The sequence below is a fragment of the Streptomyces sp. CA-288835 genome (assembly GCF_050936385.1).
Lineage (GTDB): Bacteria > Actinomycetota > Actinomycetes > Streptomycetales > Streptomycetaceae > Streptomyces.
Genome location: NZ_JBNJMW010000001.1, coordinates 7,163,526 through 7,178,921, shown reverse-complemented (window position 1 = coordinate 7,178,921; position 15,396 = coordinate 7,163,526). Strand labels below are relative to the sequence as shown.

At 69.8% G+C, this 15,396-nt stretch carries 13 protein-coding genes; 8 read left to right on the top strand and 5 right to left on the bottom strand.

Features of this window, described 5'->3' with window-relative positions:
* Nucleotides 1-4: 4 nt before the first annotated feature.
* Nucleotides 5-879 (bottom strand): IS5 family transposase gene (locus ACQEVY_RS32460; protein ID WP_432952931.1). Its coding sequence is split into 2 segments (ribosomal slippage): nt 5-496 and nt 499-879, totalling 873 coding nucleotides; the frame shifts between segments, so codons are not numbered across the junction.
* A gap of 142 nt (nt 880-1,021) precedes the next feature.
* On the opposite strand from ACQEVY_RS32460, the gene ACQEVY_RS32455 reads away from it, so the two are divergent.
* The gene (locus tag ACQEVY_RS32455; RefSeq protein ID WP_432955509.1) at nt 1,022-1,528 is read left to right on the top strand and encodes a hypothetical protein; all 507 of its coding nucleotides are present in this window, start codon (nt 1,022-1,024) and stop codon (nt 1,526-1,528) included.
* On the opposite strand, the gene ACQEVY_RS32450 is transcribed toward ACQEVY_RS32455, so the two are convergent.
* Both ACQEVY_RS32450 and ACQEVY_RS32445 read right to left on the bottom strand, forming a co-directional pair.
* On the bottom strand, nt 1,470-2,276 hold the full coding sequence (locus tag ACQEVY_RS32450; RefSeq protein WP_432952930.1) for an IS5 family transposase: 807 nt from the start codon (nt 2,274-2,276) through the stop codon (nt 1,470-1,472). The genes ACQEVY_RS32455 and ACQEVY_RS32450 overlap by 59 nt on opposite strands.
* Nucleotides 2,277-2,603: 327 nt before the next feature.
* Nucleotides 2,604-3,299 (bottom strand): alpha/beta fold hydrolase, encoded by a 696-nt coding sequence (locus ACQEVY_RS32445; protein ID WP_432952929.1) that lies wholly within the window; start codon nt 3,297-3,299, stop codon nt 2,604-2,606.
* Nucleotides 3,300-3,515: 216 nt separating this feature from the next.
* Between ACQEVY_RS32445 and ACQEVY_RS32440 the strand changes: the two genes are divergently transcribed.
* Complete coding sequence (locus ACQEVY_RS32440; RefSeq protein WP_432952928.1) at nt 3,516-4,478, top strand: helix-turn-helix transcriptional regulator; 963 nt, start codon at nt 3,516-3,518, stop codon at nt 4,476-4,478.
* 199 nt (nt 4,479-4,677) lie between these two features.
* Here the strand turns inward: ACQEVY_RS32440 and ACQEVY_RS32435 are convergent, their stop codons facing one another.
* Entirely contained in the window at nt 4,678-6,255 is a 1,578-nt protein-coding gene (locus ACQEVY_RS32435) for a glycoside hydrolase family 32 protein (RefSeq protein WP_432952927.1), read from the bottom strand.
* A gap of 207 nt (nt 6,256-6,462) precedes the next feature.
* On the opposite strand from ACQEVY_RS32435, the gene ACQEVY_RS32430 reads away from it, so the two are divergent.
* Genes ACQEVY_RS32430 through ACQEVY_RS32415 form a run of 4 tightly spaced genes read left to right on the top strand, consistent with a single transcriptional unit; the run spans nt 6,463 to nt 11,184 of the window.
* On the top strand, nt 6,463-7,872 hold the full coding sequence (locus ACQEVY_RS32430) for an extracellular solute-binding protein (RefSeq protein ID WP_432952926.1): 1,410 nt from the start codon (nt 6,463-6,465) through the stop codon (nt 7,870-7,872).
* Nucleotides 7,869-8,864 (top strand): carbohydrate ABC transporter permease, encoded by a 996-nt coding sequence (locus ACQEVY_RS32425; RefSeq protein WP_432952925.1) that lies wholly within the window; start codon nt 7,869-7,871, stop codon nt 8,862-8,864. The genes ACQEVY_RS32430 and ACQEVY_RS32425 overlap by 4 nt, the downstream gene beginning before the upstream one ends.
* A gap of 53 nt (nt 8,865-8,917) precedes the next feature.
* Nucleotides 8,918-9,778, top strand: a complete 861-nt coding sequence (locus tag ACQEVY_RS32420; RefSeq protein ID WP_432955507.1) for a carbohydrate ABC transporter permease — start codon at nt 8,918-8,920, stop codon at nt 9,776-9,778.
* Nucleotides 9,779-9,783: 5 nt separating this feature from the next.
* Nucleotides 9,784-11,184, top strand: coding sequence for a glycoside hydrolase family 32 protein (locus tag ACQEVY_RS32415; RefSeq protein ID WP_432955505.1), 1,401 nt, complete (start codon nt 9,784-9,786; stop codon nt 11,182-11,184).
* On the opposite strand, the gene ACQEVY_RS32410 is transcribed toward ACQEVY_RS32415, so the two are convergent.
* A complete protein-coding gene (locus ACQEVY_RS32410) occupies nt 11,147-12,211 on the bottom strand; it encodes a LacI family DNA-binding transcriptional regulator (RefSeq protein ID WP_432952924.1) in 1,065 nt (354 codons plus the stop codon). The genes ACQEVY_RS32415 and ACQEVY_RS32410 overlap by 38 nt on opposite strands.
* A gap of 280 nt (nt 12,212-12,491) precedes the next feature.
* Here ACQEVY_RS32410 and ACQEVY_RS32405 point away from each other — a divergent pair, with 280 nt between their 5' ends.
* Together ACQEVY_RS32405 and ACQEVY_RS32400 are read left to right on the top strand one after the other, a co-directional pair.
* Nucleotides 12,492-12,803, top strand: coding sequence for a hypothetical protein (locus ACQEVY_RS32405; protein WP_432952923.1), 312 nt, complete (start codon nt 12,492-12,494; stop codon nt 12,801-12,803).
* A 910-nt stretch (nt 12,804-13,713) separates the two neighbouring features.
* A complete protein-coding gene (locus ACQEVY_RS32400; protein WP_432952922.1) occupies nt 13,714-15,036 on the top strand; it encodes an FAD-dependent oxidoreductase in 1,323 nt (440 codons plus the stop codon).
* Nucleotides 15,037-15,396: the final 360 nt, after the last annotated feature.

The following is a 15,396-nucleotide window of genomic DNA, read 5'->3' as shown; positions in this document are numbered from 1 at the left end:
CCAGTCACAGCCACTCGTTGATGACCGCGACGAGGACGGTCGCCTCGTAGCGGACCGCGAGCTTGTCGTACCTCGTGGCCACGGCCCGGTGCCTCTTGAGGCGATTGATGCCGCACTCGACCGCGTGCCGAGCCTTGTAGTCCTGTGGGTCGAACTTCGGCGGCCGGCCGCCGTGCGAACCGCGTTTCTTGCGGTTGCGGGCCTGGTCGGCCTTGTCCGGGATGGTGCAGCGGATCCCGCGCCGCCGCAGGTAAGCGCGGTTCTTCCGGGAGGAGTACGCCTTGTCGGCCCGCACGCGATCGGGCCGGGTGCGCGGCCTGCCCGGCCCAAGACGCGGGACACGGATCTTGTTCAGGACAGGCTCGAACTGCGGGGAATCGCCCCGCTGCCCGGCCGTGATCACGATGGACATGGGCTTCTGGCCCTGTTCGACGGCCAGGTGCAACTTGGTGGTCAGGCCGCCGCGCGAGCGCCCGAGCCCGTGGTCGTCCGGCTCAACGGTGACGCCGCCAGGCGGCTCCTTCTGCAGCTCCCCCTTTTCCTCACCCCGGCGGCGTGCTGGTGGGCCCGGCACACCGTGGAGTCGACGTTGATGTCCCAGGTGATCAGCTCTTTCTCGTCCGCCCGTGCCTGCAGGTCGGAGAAGATCCGATGCCAGGTGCCGTCCCGCTGCCACCGGCGGAACAGGTCGTACACCCGGCCCCATGGCCCGTACTCGGCGGGCAGGTCCCGCCACGGGATGCCGGTGCGGACCCGGAACCGTATGCCGTCGATCAGCTGCCGCCTGGCCCACGTCGCAGGTCGTCCGGGCTTCTTGCCCTTCGGTAACAGCGGTGCCAGCACCGCCCATTGCGCGTCCGTCAGATTTCCACGTGCCACAAACCAAGATCATCTCACGTTTGAGGTCGTTCTCTTTCCGAAGCTCGTGTGCGACTTTTGCTGCTCAGACATGAGATCGCGGCTGTCGCGGAAGTCTCGGCTTGTTGCTGGCCGAGATGTTGTGGGGTGGCGGATGCCGTCGATGCGGGCGGTCCTGGAGGCGCGGCAGAAGGCCGCGGCGGTGCGGGTGGAGGATCTCGAGGCCGAGCTGGAGCGGGTGCGGGCGGCTCTGGCGGACGCGGAAGAGGTGCTCAGGCGCCGGGTGATCGGCCTGGAGCAGTATCTGGAGGCGCTGGCCGAGGAGGATGCGCCCGCCGTGGTGGCCGAGGGGGTGGCGCAGAGGAACCGGGTGGGGCCGCGCCGGGCGGTGCCTCATCGGCAGAACGCGGCCGGGGTCGGGGGTTTGTCGGTGGACTACCAGGCGTTGATGGCCGCCGCCCTGGAGGCGGGCGGTGACGGGCTGGGTGCCCGGCGGGCGGCGGTGGTGCTGGGCTGGGACAGCGCGTTGGCCTCCCGGGTCGAGGGAGCGCGGGCCCGGCTGAAGCGACTGGTGGAACGGGGCTGGCTGGTCGAGGAGAAACCGGGCAGGTTCACGCTGCCCGCGCCGGAGCAAGCCGCTGGTGCCGGGCGGCCAGGCGGCGGCCCATGAGCGTGGTCATCGACCACAGGATGACCGCTTCGCTGGTGTCGGTGCGCCGCTCGTAGTCACGGACCAGACGCCGGCTGCGCAGGAACCAGGCGAAGGATCTTTCCACGACCCAGCGGCGGGGCAGAACCTGAAAACCGCAGGCGTCGTCGCTGCGGCGGACGATGTCGAGAACGAGGCCGAGGTGCCGGGCGGTCCAGTCGGTGAGGTGGCCGGTGTAACCGCCGTCGGCCCAGATGCGCGCCAGCCGCCGGAAGCGATTCTTCGCCGTCGGCAGCAGGATCCGGGCGGCGTCCCGGTCGGTCGTGGAGGCCGGCGTGACCAGCACGGCCAGAAGGAGCCCGAGGGTGTCGGTGAGCAGGTGCCGCTTGCGCCCGTTGATCTTCTTGCCGGCGTCGAACCCCCGCGAGGTGTGGGCGACGGTGGCGTCCGCCTTCACCGACTGCGAGTCCACCACGCCCGCGCTCGGCTCCTCCTCACGGCCCTCAGCTGCGCGGACGGCCTCGCGCAGCCGGTCGTGCAGCTCGGCCACCAGTCCCGCGTCCCGCCAGCGGGCGAAGAAGGCGTACACGCGCGGCCAGGGCGGGAAGTCGCAGGGCATCGCCCGACACTTGATGCCGTTGTCGACGAGGTAGCGCACCGCGTCGATCATCTGCCGGTGGCAGTAGCCCTCCGGACGCCCGCCCCGGCCCGCCAGCCATCCCGGCACCGGCAGCAGATCCCGCACCAGGGCCCACTCGGCATCGCTCATGTCCGAGCCGTACCGGGGCCGGCGCTCCGGCCGGTCGGACGCGTTCCCGAACCTGTGGGCGAGACAGTCACACCCAGGAGTGGACCAACTGGACTCGGCAACCGCGACCACGCGACACTTCGACAACAGGGCCTCTTGCTCCTCGCTGGACTCGACATCCGCGAGCTACCAAGAGGCCCTTCTGTCATGCCTCCGCACCGGCCAACTCACCCGATCCAGGACCCCGTTCGAAGCGAACCGACCACGCGAACGGATAGAGAACAGGCAGTTAGAGATCCACTTTGGTGCACGCCCGGTGTGCCGTGTTCCTGCCCAGCAATCACCCCGTCAGGCCGCGTCGGCCGCCTCGGCCAGGATTCGGGCCAGCTCGGTGGGCTTGGTGGGCTTGGTGACCATGGGCCAGTGGCCCGAGTCGATGTCGATGAAGTCGACGTGCTTGGCCCGGGCGAGTTCCGGGGCGTCGCCGGCGTTGATCCACTCCTGCGCCTGGGCGGGCGTGAACTCCGGGCACACGACCACGACCGGGACGTCGAACCGCCGCTCGTCCGCCAGCCGCACCACGCCCTTGGCGACGCCCGCGGGCACGGGGATCGCGGCAGTGGCAAATTTTCGCCTGGCCTCGTCGTCGAGGTCGGCGGCGTCCGGCCCTTCGTACGGGCTCCAGCCCGGGAAGGGCATGACGCCGTCCCTCACCTCAAAGAAGTCGGCGTACAGCTGACCGTGGGGGGACGGGAAGCCGCCGATGAGGGCGACCTTGGCCAGCCGCCCCGGCCGCCGGTCGGCGGCCAGCCAGGCCAGCGAGCAGGCGGCGGAATGCCCCACCACCATGAGCTTGCCGGGCGCCGCGTCCACCGCGGCGAGCACTGCCTCCACCTGGTCGTCGAGCGTGGCGGACGCGGAGCCGTCCCCCTGGCCCGGGAGGGTGAGCGGCACCGGGCGATGGCCGAGCGCCTCCAGCGCGGACGCGACACGGCCCCACACGGATCCGTCCAGCCACAGGCCGCCGATGAGCAGGATGTTCATGGTCAGTTCCCCTTCTTCTGCTTCACGGATGTCACCGTAGGAGGAGATCCGGACAATCCACTGCCGGTTTGTCCGGCGACCACCCAAGCGCCCCGGCCGAAGCCCGGTGGCGGCCAAGTCTGGGAACCAGCCCCGGCCACCCTCGCCCCACGGGGCTGGGGAATCCCGCGGACTCTTTTGACCCTGGAGCTCAGCGGAGCGGATTAGCCTGCTCCCGTGCCGAACGATCTCAGCCCCACCGCGCGAGCACTGCGCGCCCTGGAGATCATCCAGGCCCGCCCCGGTACGACGGCCGGTGAACTTGCCATACGGCTGGGCGTCACGGAGCGAGCCGCGCGCCGATACGTCGGGATACTCCGAGAGGCCGGCATCCCCGTGGAGTCGGCCCGGGGGCCGCATGGCGGATACCGGCTGGGGCGCGGGACGAGGCTGCCCCCTGTGCATTTCACGCAGGCCGAGGCCCTCGGCCTGGTGACGGCCGTACTCAGCGGCCAGCCGAGCGCGGCCGGTGCCGAAGACCTGGTCAGCACCGCCCTGGGCAAGGTCGTCAAGGCGCTGCCGGAGAGCGTCGGCCAACAGGCGGCAATGCTGCGGGAGTACGCGTCGGCCGCACCGGACCCGTACTCGGCCCGCCCGGATCCGGCCATCACCAGCGAGCTCGTCGGTGCCGTCGCGGCCCGGCACCGCGTGTTGGTCACGTACCGCAGCGAGGTCGGCAACGAGTGGGAGGCGGAGGTGGATCCCTGGTCCCTCGTCGTCCGCTACGGGCGCTGGTACCTGCTGTGCCACTCCCATCGCGCGGACGCAATCCGCACTTACCGGGTCGACCGGGTCCGCGCGGTCCGGCGGACCGGGCACGGGTTCGAACCACCCGAAGGTCTCGACCCGGTGGCGGTGCTGGAGGAGAACCTGGGCCTCGGATGGGAGTTCTCCACCCGCGTGGTGTTCGACCTCCCCCTGACCGAGGTGGTCCCCTGGATCCGGCCGCCCATGGGACGGCTTGAACCCTTGGGGGACGGATGCGTTCTGGTCGGCAGCACTCGCAACCCAGCCATGTACGCGCAGGAATGGCTGGCGAGCCTGCCGTTCGCCTTCCGCGTCGAGGGCGGAGAAGAACTGCGTGCCGCGGTCGTGGCACTCGTGGCGCGTTTCACCGCCGCCGTGGCCGACCAGCCCTGACAGGGCCCTTAAAACCGGACCCATCTGTGCCAGCCCGGGATCATCCCGCCACGAGGCAAGCGTCCTCGTCGTCGCGGCCATCAACGAGTGGCCGTGACCAACACATTCGATACAGGCCCTAGCTTGCCTCGGTATAGAGAGCCCTGGCGCGCCGGTCGTCGGCAGCCTCTCGGCCCGCCCCGGCCACCTCCCCGTCGGATCAGACCGTGAACTCCCGGATCACCACGTTCCGGAACACCGCCTGCCCGTCGATCGTGAACAGCGCCAGTGCGGTGTCGGACGGGTCGGGGAAGGCCTCGGTCGAGTGCACGTACCGGCCGTCGCCGACGAACATCTCGACGGACGTGCGGTCGACGAGGATCCGCAGGCGGACCGTGCCGGCGGACAGGTTGAACGGCGTGCGGCTCTCCTGCCAGCGGCCGGAGGTGTCGGGGCTCACGGTGTAACCGCGGTTGACGAAGGCGTAGTCGCCGTAGACTCCCGCGTCGATGTGCCGCCCACCGTCCGACGACCGCCGCAACTGGAGGCCGGCTCCCACCAGTTGGTCCCAGGTGATCTCACAGGTCAGCTCGTACGCGGTACCCGTGTAGTCGAGCGGTCGTGTGCCGTCGACCGCGATGTCGCCGAGGTCCACCGTGCGCGACACATGGTCGTCCAGGGCCGCCACCGGCTGAGACGCCAGGTAATACGTACCCGACGCGTGCTTCAGTCGTACCTCGCGGACGATCGAGTCGGTGCCGTTGAAGCCGTCGCACTCGATGGTGGGCGTGGTGTTCGCGTAGTCCCAGTGGTTCATCCAGCCGATCGCATACCGCGCGTCCGGGTCCAGGACCCCGCTCGCGTCACGTTTGTCGAAGGTGACCGCCGCGTACCAGTCCCAGCCGTGGTCCAGCCACTGGGGATCGGACGCGTCGGCGGTGAAGGTCGTACCGTCGAAGGAACCCGTCCAGTACGCGAACGTGCTCGGCAGCCCGGAGCCCTTGCCGTTGGCGCTGACGCCCAGCACCCACTTCCAGGTCCCGTCGTCCGCCCTGATCCGGAACAGGTCGGGGCACTCCAGGACGCCGATGCCGCCCTTGACGAAGCCGCCGACGTACGTCCACGCCTTGAGGTCGGCGGAGTGGTAGAAGCCGACTTTGTCGTTCTCGGCGAGCAGCATCACCCACCGCCCGCGCTCCTCGTCGCGGATCACCTTGGGGTCGCGGAAGTCCCGTACGCCGGGGTTGGGGAGGACCGGGGCGGTGCCGTGGTTCGTGAAGGTGCGGCCGTCGTCCGTCGAGTAGTACAGGTACTGGGCCTGGGTGACCTCGTCGGGCGCCATGGTGGCGATGACGATCACCGCGCCCGCGCCGAAGCCCGCCGTGTCGACCGTGTCGACCACCGCCGAGCCGGACCAGACATCGCCGTTGGGAGTCGTGTCCTTCGGCACGGCGATGCCCCGGTCGGTGAAGGAGACGAGGTCGGTGCTGGTGGCCAGGCGCCAGGTGGTGCCGGCCGTCGTGCCGCCCGTCGAGTAGTCGGGGTTGTAGAGGTAGTAGTAGTGGTACTCGCCGTCGATCCAGATCGGGCGCTGCGGGTCGTTCATCCACTGGTCGGGGACCGTGAAGTGGTACTCGGCGCGGTAGCTGCCCGTGCACGCGGCCGTCGCCTCGCGGGGCACCGCCACCGCCGGTCTCACGAGGTCCGGCAGCAGAACACCGGCGGCGCCGACGGCCGAGGCCGTCAGCAGCGACCGCCTGGACAGTGTCTCCCCTGGGCCGAGCGAACTCCTCTTCATGCCACGCATCGTGCGGCTCCCTTCCCCGACGTCGTCGTCGGGATGCGGCTCATGTGGACCGGAACCGTATACCTAACTCGTTAAAGGTCAAGCCCTCGCGCACCGGCCGTTCGCAACTCCCCATCCGCGCACATCCCTTGACAGAGCCGCAGCGGGGTTCTCATCATCATGGAATCCAACTTCGGCTAACACGAGTTAGGCTCGCCGATGACCGACTCGCTCCTCTCCCGACGGGCCCTGATGCGCTACGGCGCATACGGCGCCGGAGCCGCCGCTCTCGCCGGTGTCGCGGCCGGCTGGGACCGCCTCACCGCCGCCGACATCCCCGGCCGCGACGACGGCTCGCTCGTCATCGCCACCCTGGGCTCCGCCTTCGACCCCGAGGCGCAGCGCGCCCTGCGCGACGGATTCCGCGAGGTCCACCCCGACATCAGGATCCGCATCAACCCCGTACAGGCCTACGACTGGTCGGACTTCTTCTCCAAGATCCTCACCCAGATCGCCGCGGGCACGGCACCCGACCTCGTGTACGTCGCCACCGAGGGCGTGCAGCTCTTCGCCCAGCGGCTCGGCGTACCACTGGACAGGTGGGCGAAGCGGGACGCGGCCGAGCTGCGCACGTACTTCGCCGACGTCCATCCCTCGCTGGTCGAGTCGATGATGTACGAGGGGAGCCTCTACCAGCTGCCGGTCGAGTTCAACGCGGCCGACATGTACCTCAACAGCCGGGTCCTCGAACGCGCGGGTGCCGACCTCCCCGACGACGACTGGACCCACGACGACTTCACAACGCTGCTGCGAGCGATGAAACGCAGCAACGGCGACCGGTTCACCCCGTACTTCTGGACCAACCGGCTGTGGGGCGGAGTGGTCCCCTGGCTCTTCGCCAACGACACCAACCTCCTCACCGAGTCCAAGGCCCCCGGCGGCGACTGGCTCTGGAACTCCTTCTATCCCGAGGCACAGCGGCGCGGCCGGGGCGGCGGCCACCGGTGGACGACACCCCTGGCCGACTCCGACCGCGTCGCGGAGGTCTACGACTACCTCTCCTCCCTCGTCCAGGAGGACCTGTGCACCCGGCCGGAGGGCGGCGACGGCCGCAACCTCGTCGGCGTCTTCTCCACCGGCCGCGTCGGTGTCACGCCCGCGGGCGGCTTCTGGGCGGGCGGCCTGCATCAGGCGGGCATGAAACCGGCCGACTACGACGTGCAGTACTTCCCGCGCTGGCGCACCCGGCGTCACCAGTTCGGCGCCGCCGGGTACGCGATGCTGCGCACGTCGAAGATGCGGGACGAGGCCTGGGAGTTCATCAAGTACACCGCCCGCAAGGACGTGATGACCCAGCTCTTCGCGGCCAACCAGACCACTCCGGCCCGCCGCTCCATGGTCGACGAGGCCCGCTACCGGGAGACCGGCCCGGCCCACTGGCAGGTCTTCTACGACACCCTCGACAAGATCCCCACCACCGGCCCGATCCCGGCCCCGCCGCAGGTCAACGAGGTCGAGCAGCTGCTGATCAAGCACACCGGAACCGCCCTTGCGAGCCCCGGCGCGGTGCGTCCCTCGCTGCGCCGGCTGCAGGGGGACCTGGAGAAGGCCATGGAGCGTGAAGTGTGACGAACACCGAGATCAGGCCCGTAGGGCCGGAGCCCGCCCGCATCCGCAAGAGCCGCAGGAACCGCAGGACCGGTCAGACCCGTAAGGCATCCGAGTCCACGGCCGCCACCACCATCCGCACCCGGGGCACCCGCCTCCTCGCCGTACTGTTCCTCGCGCCCACCGTCGTCGGCATCGTCGTCTTCACGGTCGTACCGATCGTCGGCTCGGTCGTCCTCAGCCTCTTCCAGTGGGACGTGATCGACGACCCGCGGTGGGCCGGAGCGGCCAACTACCGGGAGATCCTGACCGATTCGACGGTCCTCGTCTCCTTCCGCAACACGCTCGTCTTCATGGTGCTCGCGGTCGCACTCCAGTTGCTGATCGCGCTCGTGCTGGCGATCGTGGTGAACGGCCGGATGCCCAAGTGGCTGCGGTCCGTGTTCCGTTCGGCGTTCTTCTTCCCGCTGGTGCTGTCCGCCGCGTCCATCTCGGTGGTGATGAAGTACCTGTTCAACCAGGACTTCGGCCCCGTGAACTGGCTGCTTGCCACGGTCGGTATCCCCTCGGTCCCCTGGCTGACCTCGGAGAACGGGGCGATGGCGGCCGTGGTCCTGGCGTACGTCTGGCAGCAGTTCGGCTTCTCGTTCCTGCTGTTCGTCGGCGGCCTGAACAACATCCCGAAAGAGGTGCACGAGGCGGCTTCGCTGGACGGCGCGAGCGGGGTGCGCAAACACCTCGCCATCACCCTGCCGCTGCTGTCGCCCACGCTGCTGGTGGCGTCCGTGGTCGGCATCATCAACGCCCTCCAGGTCTTCGAGCAGCCGTACGTCCTCACGGCGGGCGGTCCCGGCGACTCGACGCGCACGGTCGTGATGGTCATCTACGAGACGGCCTTCGAGCAGCTCCGTTTCGGCGAGGCGTCCGCCGTGGGCGTCCTGCTCTTCGCCCTGATCATGGCGGTCACCGCACTCCAGTTCCGGCTCAGCCGGCGTTACGTCCACTACCAGTGAGCCGGGTGAGTCAGATGAGTACGAGTTCCCTCTCGGGTTCGGCACCGGGTTCGATGCCGGGTCCCCGCACGAGCCCCACCGCGTCACGCGTACGGCACGGCCTGGCGCCCTGGGGCCGGATCGCAGGCCTGGCGCTGTGCGCCCTGTTGACGCTCGGCCCGGTCATCTGGACGGTGTCGACGTCACTGCGCACGCCGGCGGAGTCCTTCGACCTGCCGCCGAAGATCATCCCCACCGACCCCACCGTCGACGCCTACCGCGGGGTCTTCGACCAGATCGACGTCTGGCTGTACGCGCTGAACTCCACCCTGGTGACCGCGCTGATCGCGGCCGGCCAGATGATCACCGCGGGCCTGGCGGGCTATGCCTTCGCCCGCCTCGAATTCCGCTTCAAGAAGCCGCTGTTCGCGCTGGTCCTGGCCACGATGATGGTGCCGTTGCAGGTCACGATGGTCCCGGTCTTCCTGGAACTGAAGACGATGGGTCTGACCGACACCCTGCTCGGCCTCATCATCCCGGCCTTCCCGACGGCCTTCGGCACCTTCCTGATGCGCCAGTACTTCCTGGGCATGCCGAAGGACCTGGGCGAGGCGGCGATGATCGACGGCGCGGGTCCGTGGCGCGTCTTCCGGTCGGTGTACGCCCCCTTGGCGGCCCCCGGTCTCGCCATCGTCGGCGTGCTGGCCTTCAACTACCACTGGAACGAGTTCTTCCGGCCGCTGATCCTCGAAACCTCCACCGAGAACCTCACGCTGCCCCTGGGCCTGGTCTCCCTCCAGGGCAACCTCGGCACCGGCTCGATCTCCGTCGTCCTCGCCGGAGTCGTCCTCTCCATGATCCCCGCCGTCCTCGTGTTCGTCGTCGGCCAGCGCCCTCTGCGCGAGGGCATCACATCCGCAGGAGTCAATCGTTGAGTTCCGTGAGCCGGTCGGCCGACGCCAACAGCCCGCGTTTCAGGGTCCGCCCGCCGGCCAACTGGATGAACGACCCGAATGGCCCGTTCCGCTGGGGCGATCGATACCACCTCTTCTACCAGCACAACCCCGACGCCCCCGTGCACACGAACGTTCACTGGGGCCACGCCTCCAGCCCCGACCTCGCCCACTGGGACGACCACGGGATCGCCCTGCACCCCACGCCCGACGGCCCGGACGAGGCGGGCTGCTGGTCCGGCTGCGTGGTGGACGACGGTGGTGTACCGACAGCGGTGTACTCCGGGATCGACCACGACCACCAGGGCCTGAGCGCGATCTGTCTCGCCGTGACCGAGGACGACGGCCTCCAGAAGTGGAAGCAACTGCCGGTGCCGGTGGTCGCCGGCCCACCACCCGGCCTGGACGTGACGATGTTCCGGGACCCTTTCGTCTTCCGCTTCGCCGGACGCCGCTGGGCGCTGATGGGCGCCGGCCACGCCGACGGCACCCCGTCCGTCCTGGTGTACGACTGTGAGGACCTGTACGACTGGCGGTTCGCCGGGGTCCTGCTGGACGGCCGGGACCCGGCGGCGGCCCGCGCCTTCGGCAAGCGGGCGATCGGCTGGGAGTGCCCGCAGTTGTGGGCGACCCCCGGGGGCGACTGGGTGCTGGCGGTGGCCCTGTGGGACGGCGACCCGCTGAGCACCGCGTACGTCACGGGCCGTCTGGTGGAGCGGGCGGACGGTGGACCGAGGTTCGCGGCCGGTACGGGCGGCGGCCCGCTGGACCTCGGCCGTGACTTCTACGCCCCCTCCGTCCTCCAGGACACGGAATCCGGCCGCGCCCTGCTCTGGGGCTGGTCCTGGGAATCACGCCCGCCCGAGGAGGTGGACCGCGCAGGCTGGTCCGGCGTCCTCACGGCACCCCGGGTGATGGACACCCACGAGGACGGCACGCTACGGGTCGTACCGGCTCCGGAGCTCGAACTACTGCGAGCGGCCGTCCCGTTCACGGCCGCACCAGGACCGCACCGGCCACTCCCCCTCGCGTACGACCTGCTGGTGACTGCCCGTTCAGCGGCGACCGTGAGTCTGCTGCGGGCCACGTCCGGGGCCGAACTGACCGTGCGACTCGATCCGGCGTCCGGCACGGTGACCCTGGACCGCACGGCCTGGCCACGCTCCCGCCCGGACGGCACGGCCCCCCTGGTCCTGCCGACCCCGCCGGGCGAGACCCTCACCGTACGGATCCTCGTGGACGGCTCCCTGCTGGAACTGTTCGCGGGTGACCGGGCGACGGCCACGGAACGGGTGTACCGACGGGACGACGACATCGCGGAGCTGACCGTGCAGGGGACGGACGTCGAGGTCACGGGCTGGGAGCTGGTCCCACCGAACCCCGCGTGACGACGGGGCACTCCAGCCGCCGGGTGGTGACCGGCGGCGCGGTCCCGCTGTCGATGGCGTCCAGGAGCAGGCGGACGGCCGTCTCTCCCATCGCGCGATGGGGCAGAGCGACAGTGGTGAGGGGCGGGCTGAGGAAAGCCGCCATGTGTTCCTGGTCGTCATAACCGACGACGGACAGCTCGGCGGGCACGTCGAGGCCCAGGCGCGCGGCGGCGTGGAGGACGCCCGCGGCGACCCGGTCGTTGTAACAGACGATCCCCGTGGGCCGCCGGTAGGCGGGAACACCGTCCAGCAGCCGCAGCGCGCCCTGGTACCCGGCGGCGATCTCCCCTCCCGTCCGCACGATCCAGTCCTTCCCGGCGGTCAGCCCCACCGTCCGCAGCGCGTCCCGGAAGCCGCGCAGCCGTTCCGCGGTCGCGATGTCGTCCAGACCGCCCACCAGGGCGACACGGCGGTGGCCCGCGTCGAGAAGGACGCGCGCGGCGCTGCGGCCGCCGGCCCGCTCGGCGGGGATGACGGCCGGGAGGGAGCCGTCCTCGGGGAGACAGTTGGCGAACACGGCGAACGTGCGGTGCAGCCCTTCCGGGACTCGGGCGCGGCGCAACGACAGCGCGGCGTAGATGATCCCGTCGACCCTCCGGTCGAGCAGTTCGGCGACAGCCGCGTCCTCGGCGACCGGGTCCTGCCCGGAGTCGACGGTGAGCACCAGGTGCTCACTGCTCCACGCCATGTCCATGGCCCCCCGCAGCAGCCGCCCGGCGAACGGCGAGGTGGCGATCTCGTCCGTGACCAGACCGATCACGGCGGTACGACGCCGGCGCAGGCCACGGGCGACCGCGTTCGGCCGGTAGCCGAGCTGTTCGGCCGCCTTGCGGATCTTCTCCTGCGTCTCGGCGGAGAGGTTGCCCTGGGCACGCCCGTTGAAGACGAAGGACACGGCGGTGTGCGACACCCCGGCAAGCCGGGCGACATCCCGCGAGGTCGCCCGCTCAGCCCCGCCACCCCGCGTCTTCTCGACCCCGCCCATGCCTCGTCCCCGCCGACTTTGCCTGATCAGGCAAAGCCTACCCGCGGGGAGATGTTGCGGAGCCTGCCGCCGCAGACCGAATGGGACACCGCGGTGGAACAGCCGCTGACCTCGGCACGCCGGGGTGCAGGTCGCCGTGCGACCGTGGACGTCCGACCGCCGTCCCTCGCGGCTGTCAGCACGCCTCAACGAGACTCGGCCTCGACCGCCCTCGACAACCGTCGAGGGCTCCCTGCGAGGCCGCTTTCTCTCGGGGCCGTTTCCTCACCACTTACCGGCCATGGCCAAGGCACATCCCGAGCGGTCCACAACCCAGAGGACCCCCATCGAACTCTTCGACCGCATGCTGACGCCGGACCGGCGGGCGCTCGACGTGCTGAGGGTTGAAGTGCGCACCGGAGACGGGACCGAGAAGGCACGCCCGCGCCGTCGGGGTCTACCGCCTGTGGCGCGACGGCGGCTTCGCCGTCGCGCCCTCCTCGCCGACGCCTACGGCATCACCACCGCGATCTGGACCGTCGCCGCCCTCACCGCCGTCTCCGGCCTGATCGTCGCCGTCCGCCTGTACGAGAGACACCCTCCAAGGCCCTGAGCCATACCCAGACGACTCGTCGGAGCCCAGTCTCCCGGGTACTTCCCCATACCTTCGGCCTCAGAATGGCCTCAACGCCGCAGCAGAGCCGACCAGAACACGCCTCACCAGCTACGTTTCCGGGCGCATACGTGCAGGTCAGAGCAACATCAGCCGACACAGACCAACCTGGCATCAAACTCACGCGCAGCGGATTCAGTCCGCTCAGGCAAAGTCGACGCCCCGACACCCAAAAATGAACGTTTCCACAGGTCAGAGGCCTGCGCAGGTGGGGCGGGTGGGACTCGAACCCACGGCCGACGGATTATGAGTCCTTTGAGAATCTTGGCGGTCCTTGCCAATCTTCGGCGATTCAAGGCATTTTTGCAGGTCAGGCGCGTGCATCTCTGTCCGCCCTGCACGGTCCTTGTCAGTTGTTTCCTGTCCTTGTGGTCCCTGCATGGTCCCTGCCACCCCCTGAGAGACATGCTCGACACGGAATCCTGGATGTCGCTCCAGCTCAACAGACGGGGTCGAACCTTCGTGCAGCGGATCTCCCTTCCAGCGTGAATGGACTCCGCCTGGACGCTCCCCATCAGCGCCGTGGCGCGTAGAGGACCGAACAAGACGACCCTGAGCAGGAGTGGGCAGGCGACCGGCCTGGGAAGTGGGCAGCGGCAGGCACGACGCTGAGCAGGTCGGGCCTGTGGTCCGCACGCCGCCTCGGCTCCCTGCACGGTCGGCCGATGAGCGGTGAACCAGACGCATTGGCTGGATAGTCGCGACGGCCTCGTAAGCGCATCGGCGGTATGGCGAGTGCGGTTCCGTCGGGCGGCAGCGCGGGGCAGGGTGCCCCCTGCACGCCTTTCCAGGCCCCAGAGCACGGGAACTGCCGCACGCATGCGGCAACGACATAACAGGAGGATGTTGAGTGAGTGAGCGGCGGCGAGCTGTGGTGGTCGGAGCGGGCATAGCGGGCCTGTGCACCGCGAGCGTGCTGGCGAGCAGGTTCCAGCAAGTGCACGTCGTGGAGCGGGACCAGCTTCCCGACGGGCCGGAGTTCCGCTCGGCGGTGCCTCAAGGGCGGCATGCCCACGGCCTGCTGGAAGCCGGCCAGGACGCGCTCGATGAGTTGTTCCCCTGTGTCACGGCAGAGCTTGTCGGCGCGGGAGCGGCGCGGCTGGACCACCTGGCCGACGCGAAGGTGTTCCAATACGGCCGCCCGTTCTGCAGCGTCACCTCCGGGAGCCACTTCCTCTCCGTGACACGGCCGCTCCTCGAGTGGTCGCTGCGGCAACGTATCGTCGGCCTGCCGAATGTGACGATCCGCCAAAACTCCGCTGTGGCAAGTCTGTCCGGCGACGCGCACCGGGTGAGAGGGGTAGGGCTCGACGACGGCGACACACTCGCCGCCGACCTCGTCGCGGACTGCACGGGCCCGGCGGGGCGCTCGGACCGGTGGCTCGCGGATCTGGGTGTCGCCACACCCGAGGTGTCGAAGGTGAAGATCGGCGCGGGATACTCCAGCCGGATGTTCAAGCGACTGCCCGGCGAGCGCGTGGGAGGGGCTGAGGCAGCCTACGTCCTCGCCTCTCCGCCGGGCAGCGCACGGGGCGGTAACGCCGTACCGGTGGAAGGCGACCGCTGGCTCGTCAGCCTGCACGGACTGCATGTGGGCGGGCTGCCCGACGACGACACCTCGTTCATCGATTTCGCCCGCACCCTCCCCGATCCGTCGATTGCCAAACTGGTGGCCCGTGCGGAGCCGACGAGCGGCATCTCTGTCCACCGCTTCCCGGCGAGCCGACGACGGCACTTCGAGCGGCTGTCGGAGGTCCCTGCCGGGTTTGTCACGCTCGGGGACGCGCTCTGCACGTTCAACCCCGTCTACGGTCAGGGAATGACCAGCGCCGCCCTCCAGGCACTGGCCCTCGGCAAGGCCCTTGACCGGTACGAGTCCGGCGGGACGCGGACCGCCGCCGCCTACTACGCGGTGGCGGCCAAGGTGGTCGAGGTTCCCTGGACACTGGCGGCCGGAGGCGACTTCGCGTTCCCCGGCACGAAAGGATCCAAGCCACGCGGAACCGACACGATCAACCGCTATGTACGCAGGGTCGTACTCGCCGCCCAGACATCTCCTTCGGTCGCGACGGCCTTCGCCTCCGTGGCTCACCTCACGAAGCCCCCGACGCTACTCCTCCGGCCGTCGGTCCTGGCACGCGTCGCGGCAGCGGCCTTCCGCCTCCGCGGGTAAGCGCCCTCCGCTCGCCGGGACCGGAGGGCGGGCGGGCACGGGGCGGCGTTTTCGAGACGCCGAAGCTGCTGCCTGCCCCTATCGCCTTCCGGCCACGCAGTGTGGCGCCTGTACCGCACCGTCCGCATGCGAACTGCTCAGCGAGCGTCTGCGGCAAGCATCCCGTCCCTGCCCGCGATGAAGCAGGCGCCGTACCGGCAGACCGATCACCACCACCGGCGCCGCCGAGCGCGGGATCGGCGGCGCCAGGACACGTGCCAGCCCGGAACTGCACGTCGTTCGCGGGTTCGATCAGATCACCAGCCCTGGCAGGCCCACGACCGCGTGTTCGAAAAGGTGTGGGCTATCCGCGGTGTCATC